General features: G+C 57.1%; 15 protein-coding genes and 1 pseudogene. 5 read left to right on the forward strand and 11 right to left on the reverse strand.

The window, feature by feature from the left end; genetic code table 11:
• Positions 1–22 precede the first annotated feature (22 nt).
• A complete protein-coding gene (locus tag J2X43_RS16595) occupies positions 23–1,741 on the forward strand; it encodes a dihydroxyacetone kinase family protein (protein ID WP_310295427.1) in 1,719 nt (572 codons plus the stop codon).
• Positions 1,742–1,758: 17 nt separating this feature from the next.
• Here the strand turns inward: J2X43_RS16595 and J2X43_RS16600 are convergent, their stop codons facing one another.
• Entirely contained in the window at positions 1,759–2,493 is a 735-nt protein-coding gene (locus J2X43_RS16600; protein WP_310295429.1) for a diguanylate cyclase domain-containing protein, read from the reverse strand.
• 251 nt (positions 2,494–2,744) lie between these two features.
• On the opposite strand from J2X43_RS16600, the gene J2X43_RS16605 reads away from it, so the two are divergent.
• Entirely contained in the window at positions 2,745–3,038 is a 294-nt protein-coding gene (locus tag J2X43_RS16605; RefSeq protein WP_310295430.1) for a hypothetical protein, read from the forward strand.
• Here the strand turns inward: J2X43_RS16605 and J2X43_RS16610 are convergent.
• The 3 genes from J2X43_RS16610 to J2X43_RS16620 all read right to left on the reverse strand — a co-directional run bounded on the left by J2X43_RS16610 (position 3,007) and on the right by J2X43_RS16620 (position 6,429).
• On the reverse strand, positions 3,007–3,975 hold the full coding sequence (locus J2X43_RS16610; protein ID WP_310295431.1) for a plasmid partitioning protein RepB C-terminal domain-containing protein: 969 nt from the start codon (positions 3,973–3,975) through the stop codon (positions 3,007–3,009). The genes J2X43_RS16605 and J2X43_RS16610 overlap by 32 nt on opposite strands.
• The gene (locus tag J2X43_RS16615; protein WP_310295434.1) at positions 3,972–4,862 is read right to left on the reverse strand and encodes a plasmid partitioning protein RepB C-terminal domain-containing protein; all 891 of its coding nucleotides are present in this window, start codon (positions 4,860–4,862) and stop codon (positions 3,972–3,974) included. Before J2X43_RS16615 ends, J2X43_RS16610 begins: the two co-directional genes overlap by 4 nt.
• Before the next feature lie 286 nt (positions 4,863–5,148).
• Entirely contained in the window at positions 5,149–6,429 is a 1,281-nt protein-coding gene (locus J2X43_RS16620) for a recombinase family protein (RefSeq protein WP_310295436.1), read from the reverse strand.
• 43 nt (positions 6,430–6,472) lie between these two features.
• Here J2X43_RS16620 and J2X43_RS16625 point away from each other — a divergent pair, with 43 nt between their 5' ends.
• Both J2X43_RS16625 and J2X43_RS16630 read left to right on the forward strand, forming a co-directional pair.
• The gene (locus J2X43_RS16625; protein ID WP_310295438.1) at positions 6,473–6,820 is read left to right on the forward strand and encodes a hypothetical protein; all 348 of its coding nucleotides are present in this window, start codon (positions 6,473–6,475) and stop codon (positions 6,818–6,820) included.
• A gap of 1,113 nt (positions 6,821–7,933) precedes the next feature.
• Entirely contained in the window at positions 7,934–8,290 is a 357-nt protein-coding gene (locus J2X43_RS16630; protein ID WP_310295440.1) for a hypothetical protein, read from the forward strand.
• 2,391 nt (positions 8,291–10,681) lie between these two features.
• On the opposite strand, the gene J2X43_RS16635 is transcribed toward J2X43_RS16630, so the two are convergent.
• From J2X43_RS16635 to J2X43_RS16650, 4 genes and pseudogenes are all read right to left on the reverse strand, one after another.
• The gene (locus tag J2X43_RS16635; RefSeq protein ID WP_310295442.1) at positions 10,682–10,819 is read right to left on the reverse strand and encodes a hypothetical protein; all 138 of its coding nucleotides are present in this window, start codon (positions 10,817–10,819) and stop codon (positions 10,682–10,684) included.
• A gap of 80 nt (positions 10,820–10,899) precedes the next feature.
• The gene (locus J2X43_RS16640; protein WP_310295444.1) at positions 10,900–11,541 is read right to left on the reverse strand and encodes a L,D-transpeptidase; all 642 of its coding nucleotides are present in this window, start codon (positions 11,539–11,541) and stop codon (positions 10,900–10,902) included.
• A gap of 51 nt (positions 11,542–11,592) precedes the next feature.
• Positions 11,593–11,793: pseudogene (locus J2X43_RS16645) on the reverse strand (cold-shock protein); the annotation flags it as partial.
• Between the two features lie 133 nt (positions 11,794–11,926).
• A complete protein-coding gene (locus J2X43_RS16650; protein ID WP_310295446.1) occupies positions 11,927–12,391 on the reverse strand; it encodes a ProQ/FINO family protein in 465 nt (154 codons plus the stop codon).
• Between the two features lie 110 nt (positions 12,392–12,501).
• On the opposite strand from J2X43_RS16650, the gene J2X43_RS16655 reads away from it, so the two are divergent.
• Positions 12,502–12,912 carry a hypothetical protein gene (locus tag J2X43_RS16655; protein ID WP_310295448.1) on the forward strand — a complete coding sequence of 137 codons (411 nt, stop codon included), beginning with the start codon at positions 12,502–12,504 and terminating at the stop codon, positions 12,910–12,912.
• Positions 12,913–13,054: 142 nt separating this feature from the next.
• Here the strand turns inward: J2X43_RS16655 and J2X43_RS16660 are convergent, their stop codons facing one another.
• Genes J2X43_RS16660 through J2X43_RS16670 form a run of 3 tightly spaced genes read right to left on the reverse strand, consistent with a single transcriptional unit; the run spans position 13,055 to position 14,237 of the window.
• Positions 13,055–13,258, reverse strand: coding sequence for a hypothetical protein (locus tag J2X43_RS16660; RefSeq protein ID WP_310295450.1), 204 nt, complete (start codon positions 13,256–13,258; stop codon positions 13,055–13,057).
• 57 nt (positions 13,259–13,315) lie between these two features.
• Complete coding sequence (locus tag J2X43_RS16665; RefSeq protein ID WP_310295451.1) at positions 13,316–13,801, reverse strand: hypothetical protein; 486 nt, start codon at positions 13,799–13,801, stop codon at positions 13,316–13,318.
• A gap of 34 nt (positions 13,802–13,835) precedes the next feature.
• On the reverse strand, positions 13,836–14,237 hold the full coding sequence (locus J2X43_RS16670) for a Rap1a/Tai family immunity protein (RefSeq protein WP_310295453.1): 402 nt from the start codon (positions 14,235–14,237) through the stop codon (positions 13,836–13,838).
• Positions 14,238–14,244: the final 7 nt, after the last annotated feature.

The raw sequence follows: 14,244 nt of genomic DNA on the forward strand, positions 1-14,244 counted from the left end.
AAATCTTAGAATGGGAGTGGAAATGAAAAAACTGATCAATCGGCCGGAAGATGTTGTACGAGAAATGATTGAGGGCGTCGTTGCTCTTTCACCGAGCACCGCCATTCTTGCCGGCGAGAATGTTGTTGTCCGGGCTGGCTTGGCCGAACCCGCAAGCCGTCCTGTCGCAATCATCTCCGGAGGCGGCAGCGGCCACGAGCCGGCGCATGCAGGCTATGTCGGACCTGGCATGCTGACGGCGGCTGTAGCCGGCGAAGTGTTCACTTCCCCGAGTGCCGATGCCGTCTACGCCGCGATCCGGGCCGCTGCAGGTCCTGCCGGCGCTGTCCTGATCGTAAAGAACTACACAGGTGACAGGCTTAATTTCGGAATGGCCGCGGAAATGGCCCGAGCAAGTGGCATTCCGGTCGAGATCATCGTCGTGGCGGATGACGTCGCTCTCCGTGACACCGTGACCGAAGACCGCCGACGGGGAATCGCCGGCACTGTCCTGGTTCACAAGATCGCGGGCGCGGCGGCAGCCATTGGCTTGCCGCTTGCAGAGGTTGTGGCGGTGGCGAACTCTGCGGCATCTCGCGTTTCGTCAATGGGAATTTCGCTCGGGTCGTGCACGCTTCCCTCCGTCGGCAAGCCGGGCTTCACGCTTGGCGAGCACGAAATTGAAGTTGGCCTCGGCATTCATGGCGAGCCCGGAGTTCGCAGAATGGATATTGCTCCCGCCGATAAGCTCGTCGCCATCGTCGTTGATGCCATACTGGCAGACGGCAGGACTAAGTCAGGTGACGATGCAGTGATCTTGATCAATGGTCTTGGATCGACGCCGCCACTGGAGCTCGCCATCCTGGCACGGGCAGGAATGGCGAAGCTTCGAGCTGAAGGTGTCAATGTTGTCCGCGCCTGGGCTGGCACCTTCCTCTCAGCCCTCGACATGCCCGGCTTTTCGATCTCGGTCCTGCCGGTCTCGAGGGATGACCTCGCCTTGCTCGATCATCCGGTTGACACACTTGCTTGGCCGGGTGGCGGAAAGGTCAACAGGAGCCCTGCAGTGGTTGAGACTGGGAATAGCTTCAGCCCGGCGACTGTTTCTGAAGCTGGCTCGATCGGAAACGCGGCCGCCGGGCATCTACGCGAAATCTTTGCCCGGATAGCGGACGCTTTGACTGAGGCGGAACCCGAGCTTGCGCGGCTGGACGGGGTTTCCGGTGATGGCGACCTGGGAGCAAGTATGCGCCGCGGCGCCGATGCTTTGCGCGCAATCCCGAACGTCTCCTTCTCCACCGCCAGTACGGCCCTTAGCGATGCCGCCGATCGTATCAGGAAGGCCATCGCTGGCAGCTCGGGGCCGTTTTATGCCACCGCGTTGATGCGCGCTGCACGCCGGCTTCAGGGCATTGCCGATCCGACGGCCATCGACATCGCTGACGCATTCTCGGACGCGGTCCAAGCGGTTATGGATCTCGGCGGAGCAAAGCCGGGCGATCGTACGATGGTCGATGCCTTGCACCCTATGTCTCGCACGTTCGCAACCCAGGTCGCAGCCGGCATCCCTGCCGAAATTGCTTGGCGTTCCGCTGTCGACGCCGGGGCCGAAGGTATGAGGCTAACCAGTTCCATGCATCCTAGACTAGGAAGGGCAAGCTATCTCGGTGAGCGTGCGATCGGGAACCCTGATGCAGGTGCAGTGGCTGTGGTTATCTGGCTGCGCGCTGTGTCCGGATCGGCCACGCGGGACGCAGATTGAAGCTAACGCAAGGCCGTTTAGTATTGCGCTATTGCTATTGTTTCGTCCTCGCTGGCTTCGGAAGCCAACTCTGATGCCAGCTGCCGGACGCTGTTGAATTCGGCGGACCCGTCGAAGGACGTGCCGCCGAGTTTAAGATTAAAAGGCAAATCCGTCCCATCGGCTGCCGCCGTCGAAGCCGCGACGCGGGCCCTGATACGCTGGGCAACGTCGATAGCGTTTTCGGCGGCGGCTCCGGGAAGAAAGATTCCCAGTTCGTTCATGGAAAGCCGCGCGACCAGATCCCCGGCGCGCACGGACGACTGGATGATAGCCGTCAGAGACTTCATGACAGTGTCAGCCCATTCCGGGCCGTAACGCTTGCTGACCTCGTCATATGAGCCAAAGATAGCAGATACCATGACGCCACCACTATCGGTGGCAATGCGCTTTCGACGCTCCGAATATTGGCCAACGGCCTTAGCGAAGGCGGTCCCGTTCATCGCGTTCGTCGATGGATCTCTATGTAAAAGTTCGTCGATGCTGCGCGTCAGGCTGTCGATCTCAGCGCCTTGAAGCCTGACGATCAGGAGCAGCGAGAAAGTCACAATTGCGACCAGCATCGACAATGCTGTGACCAGGAGCGTGACTGGGGAATTGCCGTCGAGCGCGACCCATGAGGCGCCAATGACAATCGCGGCGGCTGCAACAGCTCCTGCTGCTGGTCCAACGAAGGCTTGCGTGGAGATGTGCGAACGGAGCTTTCTACTCATCTTATCCACCCGTATTGCGCGTGGGAGTAGACTAGAGTGGGGCATCCAACAGTCGATTAAAGAATTCGATAAAAATGTCGATAGCTCGCCCGCGGGCAGGCCGCGGAGAAATCTTGCTCGAATCCGATAGATTATCCCAGATTAAGTCGTGATAAGTTCTGCCAGATGTCTTTTGAGCGCGCGAAGTTTTCAGTACAATTCCATCTGAACGAGCTGATTTCCCATGGGTTTGCACTGTGGCTATTTCGAGAATGACCGATATATTCATTCGTGAGATTCTGACAGCTGTAAACCGTTCCGAGCGGCTCTCCGATGTCGATAGGCGAATGCTTGCTGAACGTAGTCTTGAGACTGCGCAGAAAATCTGTGATGCCGTCGGTAGCGAGAAAAGTGCGGAAGTGATTGCTGCCGCGTCGGTGTTGCGCGAGGCGGCGGAAGATCTCGGCATTCTCAAGTGCGGCAGACAAGATGTCGTCGCCAGCCTCCTTAACACAGCCTCAGCAGCCCGGTCCTTCAGGATGACACATGGACTACCGCTGCCTTGAGAGGGCCAGCGGTCCTGTCTGCATCACAGCCGTCGGGAGTAAAAGTGGTTTGGTCGACGGCGCCGATGAGAGGATCCGTTTCCCTGCACGTCAGTGCCTGAAATTCGCGCAGGATGTCGGGGTAGTGCCGCGCAAGCTCACCAACGAAAGCGGCGTTGTTCAATAGCTGCCGCAAATATCCGCTGATGACGACAAGTTCCAAGTGGTCGCGTCCGAAATCACTTTCAATCGCTTTGAAATCGCGCTCGAGATTTTCGGTTTCCATCGCCATCATACTGATTTGCTCCGGAAGCAATTTGGCCCTCTTCATACCGGGTGAGACAAGCAGGTGAACCGGCGTGGCTTCCACAAGCGAGCGGCAATAGGAGACAGAAAAGCGATCCATCGCGATCATGAGCTGTGCCACTTGAAGCTGGCGGACAGGTTTCAGCTTTTTGAGGGCACGGACGGTATGAAACGGAACCTGGCGATCGTTCAAGAGGGTGGCGACTTCAGGGGCGATCCCTTTCAGAAGCGATAGCTTGTTTTTGATGTTCTGGACGTTGACATTCAAGACCTCGGCAATCCTCTGTTCGCTGACCCCGCATGCAACTGCCTTGAGGATCATGCGGTGCTCCTGAATTGCAGCCAACCTGGAGATCTGACTGTTGAAGGTAAATGCCTCGTCATCCTTTGCATGCAGACATAGAACTCGCTCGATGCCGATCTTCTGCAGCGCGTGGAGACGGACATGGCCATCGAGAAGATTATAATATTCCGGTTCCTGCACATCTCGTATAACCACGATCGGTTCCACGAGGCCGATTGCTCTGACAGAACACTCAATGCGCAGATATTTTCGTGAGCGTAGAAATACTTCTGGCAGCTCTCGCATGGGCCTGATTGCCGTTAGTGGCAACAGTTCGCACTTATCCTGGAACGCGCGTTTGACGCTCATTGCAGTCTCTCCTTGATATCGAGGCGTTTTGCCAGCGCGGCTGGCAACGTCAATAAGCCCTCTCTTTCCATCGTGGCATGCAGTATTTCATCGTCCAAAAGCCGTCGTGTCGCTTCGACAATAAAGGCGATCCTCGCCTTCACCTTTTCTGCCCGGACGACAAGCGCCCGCTTTCGCTCGGCTTCGACCGTGAACGCACGAATAATGGCTCCAGGAGATGCCGATTCCGCGGTCGCAGGCGCGTTTAGCGACTTTCCCTTATTCCGCCGGGCATCGACGAGACGCTTGGCAATCGTGAGCGCGCGGCCGCGAAGGAGGTTTCGCTCGTAGGCTGACTGGAGGGCGGTCTGTATGTCAGTATCTTCGACCTCCGCGATCTGCAGCGCGACCGTGAATGGGATCTGACCGGTCGCTGCGGCGCGCAAGAGCCGCTCCTCTCCCTTTTCAAGCAACCGGGCGACGGCATGCACGTAGTCGACGGACAGACCGGTCTTGGATGCGATGTCCACGTCACTTACACCATGCGCATGCAGGGCACCGATATTGCGTAGCAGGTCGACCGGATTGTGCCGGCGGCGGGCGCAGTTTTCCACGAGGCTCGCGACGAGGCATTCATGCTCTTGCGCGGAGATGATCCGAGCCGGCACACAGGTTTCGCCAAGTGCGAGAAGCGCCTCCATGCGCCCCTGACCACAGACGAGATCATAAGCTGCATGCTCGCCGCCGTTTCCGGATCGCCCGGCGACGGTGATCGGCCGCTTAAGCCCAACCGCCTTGATGTTTCCAACGATTTCATCGAATTTTCCCCGCGCGCGATCTCGGGGGTTGAGGATCCTGATGGCGTCAATTGGAATCATGGTGATCGTATTGTCGTTGACCTCACTCATTTTTGGTCTCCTTTCGAGCTGGTCTCATCATCTCGAAAAAATGATCGAGGGATGGGAGCCGATATGCGTCGACCGAGCGTGCGTTGAGCGCGCGGAGTGCAATTGGTCCAGTTCCGAGGCAGCCACGGGGAAAGGCATAATAGTCGCGGACGGCACGATTGGTTTCGTCAAGGCGCGCGATGATTTCGATGTCCGCCTCAAGACAGCGCCGCACGGGCACACGCCATATTGCTTCGGAATGGCGCCGGGTTCGCTGGCAGCGAATGGCCAATGCTGTCACGCTGAACTATCCGTGGATGTCGAAGGTCCTACCGTGGCGTTCGAACGACTGTCCCTGTGTCTCCAGCTCGGTTTGGATCGAGCACAGCAAATCTTTGTCAAGCCTGCGCAGCCTCTGTCTCAGATCAACGAAGCGATAGTCGCGGCCGGGATCGTAGCCTATGCGTTCATAGGCGTTTCTAAGTGCACCGAACTGATAGATATAGGTGGCACTTGAGGGGCAATCCGCCGACGCATTTATGATATCGGCGCTTAGTCGGCCGTACTTCTCGAACAGCGTCTTTAGTTGCTCGAGTATCCGGGTTTGTTTCGCGCTTGGGGATCGCTGCGCCAGACGAGCGCGGGCTTTCTCGAAAAGCTGATGTGGGACGATGGCGTCGAAGGCGGCTTCGTAGCGAACCCATTCAGGCGAGGGCACCATTCGCCTCGGCTGTCCCAGTTTCGTCGAGGTCTTGGCCCAGACGCTGTTTCCAATGTATTTCTCGTTGCTGAGCAAGCGAGCGACCACGGCACTCGTCCAGGCTGTTCCAGCCTGCGCAAGCAATCCCTCCGCGTTCAGGATGGAAGCGATTTGCCTTTCCGATAGTTGCGCTTCGGCAAATAGCGTGAAGATTCTATTGACTGTTGCCACCTCATCGTCGGGCCCCCGAACGAGAATGATACGATCAGTGATGATGCTTTTTTGCTGCCCCCTCGATAGAATGGCAACTGGTTTCCCTTGGCTATCAATCAATTGGCGCCGTAATCCGTAGCCGGGAGGTCCGCCTTGATGAAACCCTTTACGAACCAGACTTGCCTGCCCGCGCCACACCTTTGCCGAGAGTTCGCGGCTAAACTCTCCGGCCATGACACGCTTGACGGTCTTGATAATTGCCGAACCAACGGTTCCATCGTTTTCGAACTGCTCGCCGCAGTAATGAACCGCGATCCCGAGGCGTTTACAGCGCAGCTCAATTTCGGCAGCTTCGTCGGGATCCTGGAAACGTCCCCAGCGGCTAACGTCGCAAACCAGGATGGCCTTGAAGGAACCGACGGCAGCGTCCTCCAGCAGGCGTTTCAAGGCTGTACGCCCGTGAAGGCTGAGACCACTCTTTCCTTCGTCACGATAGAGACGGACAAGTTCGAACCCATTCTGATCGGCGTAGCTGGTAATGATATCCATCTGGTTGTCGAATGAACCGGACTGCATATCTGTCGACATTCTGAGGTATGCTACGGCAGCCACCGTCCGGGCTGTGCCAGGCCTTTCCAAGAGAATGCTGCCTGATGTGATGCGCGTTTGGTCCATGGCTCCCCCCTGACGGGCGATTTTAGCGCAAGGAGGAAGAACAATGGTTCCGAAGAAAGGCACAACTGTTCGCTGGCCATCGGCAATGGGACATGAGGAATGCCGCCGCTGTCTGTCGCAGGCTTTGCATGAGCAGCTTGGGGAGGGAACGTCGGCAGCCAAGACAATCATGCGCTGGACAGGCGTCAGCAATCGCGCCGCCCGGTACTGGCTGGCAGGAGAAAGATGTCCCAGTGGGTGCGAACTGATCCTGCTTGCCCGTCACTCAGATTGTGTGTTGCAAGCTATCCTGGAGCTTGCCGGGCGCCCGTCGCTGAAGCTCGGGCTGGACCTGCATGCTGTCAGACAGGCCCTTGAAAGGGCTTCCCGGGCACTCGATGGCGTGGAGTGAGGGCGGAAGCCTGTAGGTCACAGTCCGATGCGGTGGCAAACTCCCGGCACCGGTGTGCCGGCTCGGCAACAAGTGCATGCACAATTGGTCGCAAAGCGGAAGAAATAGCCTTGCTATCGACACGCTGAATTCAAGCAACCGGTAAAACCCGTCATGAACGCAAGCCTGCCGACTACGGGCTCTTCATCCGGCCGGATGATTGCACCCCCCCGGCAGCGGCGCGCCGGGCGGTATTCGGCGCGAAGCCTTGGCAAACAATGACGGAAGTTTCCGAGCCACTCGTAGTGGCTGAGGGGAGTTCAACAGCGACCGGGGCCGGCGTTAGGCATCGACGCGTCCAACCTTGAGCCGCGGCAGTTTGATATTTTCTTGCGGTTGGCGCTCCGGTAGCGGGGGCCTTTCTCGATCGATCATTCGCCACTCGCGTTCAAGACGTTGCACGACGCTTTCCGGTATCATTTCCACCAATTTACTCTCCCTATTCCTTGGGAGCGCAACAAACACTATCGGAGTAATGATTTCAAATAGATCTCGAATGTAAAGTAACTGTTTCTGGTTAATAGTGTATTCGATGCTATTTTCAGTAATGGCCATTTCCAGATTGGCGCCGTCGAGGCGAAAGCCAGCATGCGCACTTCGATGGGATACTGTTGCCTACTGGTCAATCGGAGCAAGCTCAATAGTACTGGTGCATCGTGTCGCCGGCCGCAGGGTCCACCGGTCAACGAAAAAGGGCGCAAATCACACAGGCGCGCGGCCACTCGACAGGAGGTAAGATGCTGCGGGTTGTTCGGCGGGTATCGAGGACATGCTCTCATGACCCCAAAATACCCCGCACCGGAAAGCAAAGCCTCACTGAGACGGGTTGAACATGGCGCAAGGAGCTTCAGCATTCGTAACGGTATCAAGGCTGTGGACGACGATTGTCGAATCGCACGGTCCAAGCGCATGCCTAGATTTCAAATTAGAGAAGCCGCTGATAGTTATTGCCGTGCTTGATAGCATCGAGCGGGCAGTGCAGGCTCCGTTGGATTCGTGCGGCGCGGGCCACGGCGGGCAACGCGAGCCTGCGCGTCCACCCGACGGGCAATGTAAAATGGAAGCGGAGTAATCTTGGCATATTTCGTGGTAACCCGCCGCATGGTCGTCGAAGCTGATGACGAGCATCACGCCGCAGAACAGGCAGCTGCGAACGCGACGGCAGATCAGGTCGCGTTTGAGGTCCTGAGGGAAAATAGTCCACCGGTCAGGGTTGTCGTGGCACTGAAGAGTCAACGGACCGGCGTGGCGCAAAGCCCTTCCGAGCCCACTGTGCCCTCAGTTGACCCGACCTTCTCAGCCGGGAATGACGGCCATCGAGGGCCCACTGTGGAAAAGTCATCAGTTGTGGCAATGGCTATTGCAGGGGCTGTGGGTTTCATTGCCGGTATTGCACTTGCGGGTGTAGCGCTGATTGTTTGGCTCGGATGACGCAGCGAGAACTCATCCGCCGTTACGCGGTCGGAAACAAGGGAGCGGCGCATCGGCATGCGAGCAATCTTGCTTCGCAGCCTCCCGGAACACCGAAAGCATCGGCAGGTGAAGGATTGAGCTTCATTGGCGACGAGCTTCTGAGTGCACTTATGGCAACTGAAGGAAAAACTGCTTCGCTTCCAGGATGCGATGTGCCAGGCATCGGCTTACGTCCGCAGCCAGCGCCGCAAGCCGATAGCCGGCGTTCGCCGAGGCCAGTCTCACGGATTCGCTTCACGCCGTGCTATCAATTGAGATGGATCACGGCGATGGCAATTGATCCCCAGAGGCCGGCGACAAAGCACCCAATACCGATCAGTGTGACCTTCATGTCCATAGTGGCCCCCATCGAAGGCAAGTCTCCCACCCGGCGCGTGTGCGGTACAGTGAGTGGCCGGGTGGGAAGAATTGGCGGCAACCCCAGAAGCCGCGCCACGATGAAAAGCAGGTCTTGGGTTTTGGTTCAATGCGAACCGCTGAGTAAGCTTATCAGGTAAGGTTAAGCCGTCGCCTTTTAACGATCGCAATGGCGGATGAACATCGATGTCAGCAGCGGGAGCCTGCATATGATGTCCATGACTGCCGAGTGACGGATGCGGCCGATCGAGCGTATCTCTCCGCTGCGATAAACGGCCCAGAGAACATTGCTGTCCAGCTCATATTGAAGACTGTCGATGTTGCGGGTGTGAATTGGAAAGGAGATGACCATATGCCCAAGTCAACAGGACATCCGGTTTCGCTGTGACGGGGCCGGTACTTGGGTCAACGCATCGACCAGCATACCAGCTACCGTTCGGCATGAACCTTCCGGTGTAAGGTCACCCCGACCCACAGGCGGTGTCACGGCTGGCATGATCGCTACTCCTCGTCGAGACGATCCACGATGGTTTCTCCACCAAGATCCGGCATGGAACATTTCCCCCAGCTAGAGAAGGCTGGCCTGCGGCGTAGGGAGCCTTTGACGTTGCAGCGCTATTCGCCTCACTTTGCGGAGCGCCGAACTTTATTCTCAAGCCGAGCTCTGCCGGAGGCAATGCAGTCAAAAGCGGTAGCGTTTTCATGTTCAACTGGGGACAAGCGGTGACAGGATGCTGTCCGACCGGACCGGTCCACGGCAGAGAAAATTGGCCTCGTCGTGCTCGCCATCGCCACCCGGCAATGCAGCAAATGTCCAAGGTAGGGGCGGGTGCCAATTGCGGAAAGCCTGGCCGGGAGGGGTGATGCAGACTTTCCGCGCCAAGAGGCGAAACATAAGTATATACTGTTTCTGCTATTTCATAGGGCCCATTTGTCGCAGGCAGGGCTCTTGCACATACTCGCTTCCCAGCCGCCAACATGAGCAGCAAAGTGCGGGATGACAAGGCGTTCCGGTGATTTTAGGAGGAATGGGGCCCGCTACGCAAAAATCAGGCAGGCCCCGTAACAGTGTCGCGGGATCTCATTCCGTGACGATGCTATCGTGGCCGCAAATGATGAACGATGTGTGAACTCGCAAAGCCAGCTCTCCTCGAGGTTTACTCCGGTACTCAATGCGTTATCTGGCAGTGAAGTTATTTGCCGCTCATGCTGCCTTTGAGAGCTGAGCGGGACCGTTCTTTTGCTGCCGTTTGAAGAGCTGCCGAGGATAGCTACGGTGGACGCCATACTTGGCCGCGAGAAAGTCGATCCTGGCCCCCGCCAGGTATTCGGCGACCAGTGCAAGACGTTGTTTTTGCGTTAATTTAATACGTGCCACGGCGGGAGAGATAGCGGGGGATTGCGTTTTTGTGAAGCTATCAGGAGGCGTCCATTTCTGGGAGGATCTGGCGCTGCAAATCGCGAGTTGCGTTTGACTCAAATCGATCCAACTCGCCACGTCCTTAACTGTATATTGACGATGGACGTGGTTGCATGAAGATGCGAATCGCCCGCGAAGGTAGCTTGAATCGCATGACGAGACGGTTGAGATATCTTCTGCTGGCGATTTCGATATCGCTGATAATGTGGGGCGGAATAATTTCTGGCGCTGTCTGGCTGATGAGCGACGGCACTGACAACGCGTTTACCGCTGGCACTCGTTGATAACGGCAGTCCCCGCATATTTGTTAAGCTCCGGCAGACATGACTGGGAGAGCCTCACAGCGGCCCTTTCCACTGCTTTTGACTACATGGAATGGCGGTGGCCCTGTGCCGCTTTGCGAGCTGCTTACGCGACACGACGAGCCATAGGTGCATCCGTCGTAATCTCGTGCCTTCTTGTCATTGCTGTCGCGGTGGGATCGTTCGGAACGGCACAACGGAATCGATCAACGTGCGAGGAAAAGCATCGCTTTCGGCGACGCTGAAACCTTGGTCAAATGCTTCGGTCAGCTAGTCGATATCCTCGATGATCTGTGGCTCCGGAACATCGTTGATGAGGAGCGTGTCGAGTATCCACATTGACGCAAAAACGAAGGTGACGAGAAAGGCGATCGATGTCAGCCGAATATGGAATGGGACCTTTAGCATTCCGAGACACATGACCTTTAACGAGATCAAGCACAATTTCGCAATCTGGCTTAGGCCACCTGGCCTTTAAGCGGCACGGATCATCTCCCCACGATGACCAGCGTCCCAGGTTGCACCATCTCGTAAAGCTCCTCGACATCCCGCCGGTGCATCCGGAAACATCCACTTGAGGCATTGGTACCGATAGACGAGGGGTCGTTGGTGCCATGAATTCGGAGTAGACCGTCGGCAAGGTAGATGGCGCGTGTGCCCAGCGGGTTTTGTGGCCCGGCCTTCACCACCGCGGGGAGCCTGGGGTTCTTCGCACGCATGCTGGCGGTCGGACGCCACTCGGGGTGTTGGCGCTTGGAAACGACCCTCGTCGTTCCGAACCATTGTTTGCCCTCTCGGCCCACAGCGACCGGATAGACGAACTGCTGTCCCTGCGAGGTCGTGTAGGAAAGCGTGTGCTGGCGTGTTGAGATGGTAATGGTTCCCCTCGCGGCACGCAGGAAAGGCTGGCGGCGCTCCCTATCTGGTACACGATAGTGCGGCTCCCGATACTCGGGCTCCTGATACTGGGGTTGGTCCTCGTAATAGGGAGGCGGTGGATAGGGACTGTATGGATCGTCGTAGCTATAGCCGCCGTATTCATCATAGCCATTGTATGGCGCATAGACCTGCGCCTCAGCCTGAGCCGCTGTTAGCACGAAAAACGAGAATAGGAAGGCCAGCAGTCTCATTCGCAACCACCTGATGTTTACCAGATGATTGCACCGAACTCTGTGGCGGCACTATGACCGCCAGACAAGACTGCCGGCTCCCAGGTTTATGCGGTCTCCAGCTCGATATTGATAGTTGCCTTTTTTATCCGGTTCGGTGTCGAAAGATACCTTCTGGCCTTCCCGAAGCGACTGGATGCCTCAAACCTGAAGTGCGGAGATGTGGAAGACGATGTCTGCACCTCCGCTATCAGGCGTTGAGAAGCCGAAGCCAAGGCTTTAATGATGTTCTCCGGCAGACTCAGAGCCTTGCCGGCATCCCAAACCTCTGTCCAAGTGATGGCCGCCGAAAGGGCGTTGTCGTTGGAAATCGGCGGGCGGATTACGCGTTGGTGCGCGATATCGGCTACTCCCGCTTTCGTGGCAGGAGACCCCCGCGAATTCTAGAGGCTCTGTCGTCTTGCGTTGGCGCGGCAGGCTTTGCATGGGCTGACTGCAAAGCAACAAGGCTCTGCAGTGCACTTTCACGGTCTGCCTCACTCACTTTGCCGACGGCAACACCTGCCAGATCGAAACGCTCTGCGTCCGGCCGAGCGCAGGCAAGATAGTATCGCTTCGAGTGAACATAGCCAGACGTCACGCGCCGAAGCTTCGATACGGTCCTGTCGGGCTTGAGCAAGCCTCTGATCTCGTCGAAAAGACCAATTGCGAATGGCCGGACAGGGTCGCCGGGTTCGGACGGCAGAATATCGATGGTGCGTACGAGCATCTCGATGATGGCTTCGGCCCGCCTGATCTCAAGCTCGGTCGCGAGAATGGGACCTGTGTCTTCCCTCTGCGATTTCTCCATCGTCAACTCCGCGTCGCTCATCATCATCTGCGATTGTTTTCATATGGGTTTACTGTTGTAGCCATTAAAATGCGAAACGGTCACAAGGCAAGTGGCCGGCCAGCCTGTCACGCGGTCAGCTGATCGAGAAGATGGAATATGTGATTGAGGGCACGGGAGCCGACGGAGCGTTGACGCTCTCGCGTTGCCTGTCACCAGACTTCGAGTCTCTCATCGCCCACCATTCTTTGCCCTTACGTTTCAAAAACATAAGCGATATCAATGGCTACCAGAGACCATATATGCTCAGCCTGAGCAAGTGGCTGGAAGATGGCGTCTGGCGCAATACCAAGCCGGTTGCCGCGGTCGTCTTGGCGGAGGCGCTGGCGGAGCGGGAGCGGATCAACCGCGAGGGCTTCAACGCCTTTGCCCGTGTCGAGGCTGACAAGCGGCTGAACAAGGAGCCGGAGGCGGCGGACGTTGAGGCCGTGAAGCTCTGGAATGAGCAGCGCGCTCGATTGATTAGAAAGCAACGAAATGACTATATCGGCCTTACCGTTTGAGATCGCAAACCTGACCCGTCTAGCCCTATACGTGCGTGAGACGGCTCGAAGCCGCGAAGAGTTGCTATGCTTAAGCAAGCATTCCAGCATGACGTGAGCCTGCGGTCTCTGCGGTACACTTACGGCATAGATGTTCTGGTTCTTACGGATCAGGTTGCGCCATCTTGGAGAACTCGACGTGCTTAACCTCGTGCTCCACACCCTCATTATCGACAACAATGTCGGCGATGTTGAGAAGATCGCGAAGGATGGACTTGATGTTGCGGGTTCCGGCCTTCTTACCAGCAAAATTGCCGGATTGGCCTTTGGGGAACGGCGTACCGTTAGGCATTCCATCAGGACGCATTGCCGCTGCTCTTAGTCACCCCAGAATCCTGCCGCAGCTAGATTCCGCTGGCACGCGTTACCCGCCGATCAATGCCCGCAGAAGCTCCTTGATCTTGAAGTCGTAGGCGTAGGTAACAATCCACGTCGTCAAGCAGCCAAAGATGAAGGTCCCCACCCAAATCAGCACCGACTGAAGGCGGGTCGGGACGCCCAGCATCTCCCGGAGCCGGTCCTTCTCGGCGGCCGTCATCTGAACCAAAAGATTCTTGTCCGCGGTCAGCTTGTCACGCTCCTTGCCGATCTCCTTGACAGAGGTCTGGATTTCAGCCAGTTCCTTCTTATGCTCCTGCGCGGCAATCTTGATATCATCGATCGCGGACAGGGCCTCAAGGAGGTTTTCGCGAGCCGCCTCGATCTTGGCAAGCCTTTTGTCGACATCTCCTTTCTCCCGACTTAGTGCTTCAACGATGTCTATACCAAGGCTCAGCCCCATCGAACCGGCCAGTACTTTCAGCGTCGCCCTTCCGATCCTTGCGGAGATAACTGCTAGCTCGTCGTTCACGATTTAATCCTTCGGCTTAACTGGCAAGCTCGGTCTACTTGGAGCGGCAGGGCCAAGCATCTTCGAGAGCGCGAGCCAAAAGGCTTTCCGAGGATTCCGCCCGTCTGGCCGGGTTCTCCTGCAGGTACTTACAGAAGACATCCGCGATCTGGCCTGCGCTAGCGTTGTCGGGCAGGCAGAAGTCGCGCGAGATGAACACGCCGAGGATCGCTTTCGGCGCCACCAGATCGGCTGGGGTCTCGCCCTTGCGCTCGAACGTGGCTTCGACTGCGCCCTTATCAGTCTCCCACTTGTCGATCCACCCGGCGATGTACCCATGCACGAACGTCATGTTGTTCTGCTTGCATTGGCTGTGGACGAAGTTGCCATCCCAAAATCCCGCATAAGCGTTTGAAACCGAAGCAAGCAGTGCAACCGTCGCAAGATATTTCCGCATGTTTAGT

It is taken from the genome of Rhizobium sp. BE258, from assembly GCF_031457345.1.
In the GTDB taxonomy this organism is placed as follows: domain Bacteria; phylum Pseudomonadota; class Alphaproteobacteria; order Rhizobiales; family Rhizobiaceae; genus Rhizobium.

What these genes read in the sequence shown, in the direction of transcription:
- J2X43_RS16595 (WP_310295427.1), top strand. Translation starts at nt 23, where the DNA reads ATGAAAAAACTGATCAATCGGCCGGAAGATGTTGTACGAGAAATGATT.
- J2X43_RS16600 (WP_310295429.1), bottom strand. Translation starts at nt 2,493, where the DNA reads ATGAGTAGAAAGCTCCGTTCGCACATCTCCACGCAAGCCTTCGTTGGA.
- J2X43_RS16605 (WP_310295430.1), top strand. Translation starts at nt 2,745, where the DNA reads ATGACCGATATATTCATTCGTGAGATTCTGACAGCTGTAAACCGTTCC.
- J2X43_RS16610 (WP_310295431.1), bottom strand. Translation starts at nt 3,975, where the DNA reads ATGAGCGTCAAACGCGCGTTCCAGGATAAGTGCGAACTGTTGCCACTA.
- J2X43_RS16615 (WP_310295434.1), bottom strand. Translation starts at nt 4,862, where the DNA reads ATGAGTGAGGTCAACGACAATACGATCACCATGATTCCAATTGACGCC.
- J2X43_RS16620 (WP_310295436.1), bottom strand. Translation starts at nt 6,429, where the DNA reads ATGGACCAAACGCGCATCACATCAGGCAGCATTCTCTTGGAAAGGCCT.
- J2X43_RS16625 (WP_310295438.1), top strand. Translation starts at nt 6,473, where the DNA reads ATGGTTCCGAAGAAAGGCACAACTGTTCGCTGGCCATCGGCAATGGGA.
- J2X43_RS16635 (WP_310295442.1), bottom strand. Translation starts at nt 10,819, where the DNA reads ATGCTAAAGGTCCCATTCCATATTCGGCTGACATCGATCGCCTTTCTC.
- J2X43_RS16640 (WP_310295444.1), bottom strand. Translation starts at nt 11,541, where the DNA reads ATGAGACTGCTGGCCTTCCTATTCTCGTTTTTCGTGCTAACAGCGGCT.
- J2X43_RS16650 (WP_310295446.1), bottom strand. Translation starts at nt 12,391, where the DNA reads ATGAGCGACGCGGAGTTGACGATGGAGAAATCGCAGAGGGAAGACACA.
- J2X43_RS16655 (WP_310295448.1), top strand. Translation starts at nt 12,502, where the DNA reads ATGGAATATGTGATTGAGGGCACGGGAGCCGACGGAGCGTTGACGCTC.
- J2X43_RS16660 (WP_310295450.1), bottom strand. Translation starts at nt 13,258, where the DNA reads ATGCGTCCTGATGGAATGCCTAACGGTACGCCGTTCCCCAAAGGCCAA.
- J2X43_RS16670 (WP_310295453.1), bottom strand. Translation starts at nt 14,237, where the DNA reads ATGCGGAAATATCTTGCGACGGTTGCACTGCTTGCTTCGGTTTCAAAC.